This is a genomic window from Mycobacterium sp., from assembly GCF_049585075.1.
In the GTDB taxonomy this organism is placed as follows: Bacteria; Actinomycetota; Actinomycetes; order Mycobacteriales; family Mycobacteriaceae; genus Mycobacterium.
Genome location: NZ_JBAUZA010000235.1, coordinates 1 through 1,976, shown reverse-complemented (window position 1 = coordinate 1,976; position 1,976 = coordinate 1). Strand labels below are relative to the sequence as shown.

The 1,976-nt window shown below is 66.6% G+C and carries 2 protein-coding genes and 1 pseudogene; 1 reads left to right on the top strand and 2 read right to left on the bottom strand.

The features are described 5' to 3' along the window. Nucleotides 1-194 (bottom strand): annotated as a pseudogene (locus tag WB785_RS11200) (methionine synthase); the annotation flags it as partial. Between the two features lie 78 nt (nt 195-272). Here WB785_RS11200 and WB785_RS11195 point away from each other — a divergent pair. Then, nucleotides 273-908, top strand: a complete 636-nt coding sequence (locus WB785_RS11195; RefSeq protein ID WP_424079164.1) for a sensor domain-containing protein — start codon at nt 273-275, stop codon at nt 906-908. Nucleotides 909-926: 18 nt separating this feature from the next. Here the strand turns inward: WB785_RS11195 and mnmA are convergent. Beyond that, on the bottom strand, nt 927-1,976 hold a 1,050-nt coding region (mnmA, locus tag WB785_RS11190), incomplete at its 5' end, for a tRNA 2-thiouridine(34) synthase MnmA (protein ID WP_424079163.1).

The following is a 1,976-nucleotide window of genomic DNA, read 5'->3' as shown; positions in this document are numbered from 1 at the left end:
GGCACAGTGTCAATGGCCATGCCGACCAGCAGCGCACCGGCCCGCCCGACGATGTCAGAGCCCACTCCCCTGGCTGGCAGCTCGACGACGTGGGCCATCGCGGCGCCCAATTCACCGACGACGACCTCGGCCGCTTGCCGCGCGGCGGTGCCCGGCCATGAACCGGTGCCGCTGGCGGTTGCGAAAACGCTCACCGGCCAACCGTATTCGATCGAGTTGCGGGTGCCCCGTGCCAGGGTCTGTCCGCGCGATTAGGCTCGCATCAACGAAAGATGGAAAATGTGACGTCACGATCACTGGTGTTGTGTGGTGCGGCCCTGCTGGCCGCCGCTTGCACCCGCATCACGGACGGAACCGCGCAACCGGCTTTCGGCGCCGGACCCGATCTTTCCGGGGTCAACGTCGACCGCGTTCTGCTCGATCAGAACCGCATGCGCGCGATCACCGGCGCCGACGAGCACCTCACAATCATCCCGTCGATGGACGGCAAGTCCCCGGTCGACATTGACACGCTCGCCGAGACTGCGCCGCCGCAGTGCCGGTTCGTCTACGAGGACACCGCCACCTTCGGACCCGACATCGAAGAGTTCCACAAGACGACGTTCCAATACCCACCTCGCGGCGGCTTGATATCCGAAGGCGCCGCCGCCTACCGCGATGCCACTACCGCACATCATGCGTTCGATGCGTTGGTGACAACCGTCCGGGCCTGCGCGAACACTAAGGAAGGTACTGGTTTCGTCGGCCCGTGGATCTCCGATGAACAGTCGCTGCAGACTCGCCCCGGCGATTGCGGACGCGATTATGAAGTCAAGTCAGTGGTGTTGATGGAGGTCACCTTCTGCGGTTTCCCGGAGTCGGTGTCGACGATCGTGATCACCAACATCGCCGCCAACGTGCCCGGCTAGGACACGTTCGGCGAAAGGTCAGGCCGACGCGGCGATCGTGGCGCTGCCGATGACCTCGTCGCCATCCGGGTCAGGCCGGTACAGCACGAGCGTCTGTCCCGGCGCAACACCGCGCAGCGGGGTGCGCAGGCGAACGACAAGCTCATCGGCGGCCAACTCGGCGACCGCGTCGACGGCCTCGCCGTGCGCACGCACCTGCACGGCGCACTCGATGGGTCCGGTAGGTGAAGTCCCGGCGGTGAACACCGGCCGCTGCCCGATCAGCTGCCGAACGTCTAAGTCGGCCGCCGAACCCACCTGGACGGTGCCGCTGTCGGCGTCGATCGCGGTGACGTAGCGCGGCTGGCCGTCTGGGCCCGGGCCCGCAATGCCGAGTCCCTTGCGCTGACCGATGGTGAAACCGTGCACCCCGTCATGGCCGGCCAGCACGGTCCCGCGCTGGTCGACGACCGACCCGCGGCGCACCCCGATCCGGGAGCCTAGAAATGCGCGGGTATCCCCGGACGGGATAAAGCAGATGTCATGGCTATCCGGCTTGTCCGCGACCGCCAGGCCGCGGCGGGCCGCCTCGGCGCGAATCTGCGACTTGCGCGTGTCACCGATCGGGAACGCGGCATGGCGTAGTTGATCGCAGGTCAGCACCGCCAGTACATAGGACTGGTCCTTGTCCGCGTCGACAGCGCGTCGCAGCCGCCCATCGGACAGGCGGGCGTAGTGCCCGGTGGCCACCGCGTCGAAACCCAACGCCAATGCGCGTGCCGCCAGCGCCGAGAACTTGATCCGCTCGTTGCATCGCACGCACGGGTTGGGAGTCTCACCGCGAGCATAAGACGACACGAAGTCGTCAATGACGTCTTCCTTGAACTTATCGGCGAAATCCCATACATAGAACGGGATTCCGAGGACGTCAGCGACCCGCCGGGCGTCGCCGGCGTCTTCTTTGGAGCAACAGCCGCGCGAGCCCGTTCGCAATGTGCCGGGGGCCTGTGACAGCGCCAAATGCACGCCGACCACATCGTGTCCGGCATCGACCATCCGCGCGGCGGCGACCGACGAATCGACGCCGCC

What these genes read in the sequence shown, in the direction of transcription:
- WB785_RS11195 (WP_424079164.1), top strand. Translation starts at nt 273, where the DNA reads ATGGAAAATGTGACGTCACGATCACTGGTGTTGTGTGGTGCGGCCCTG.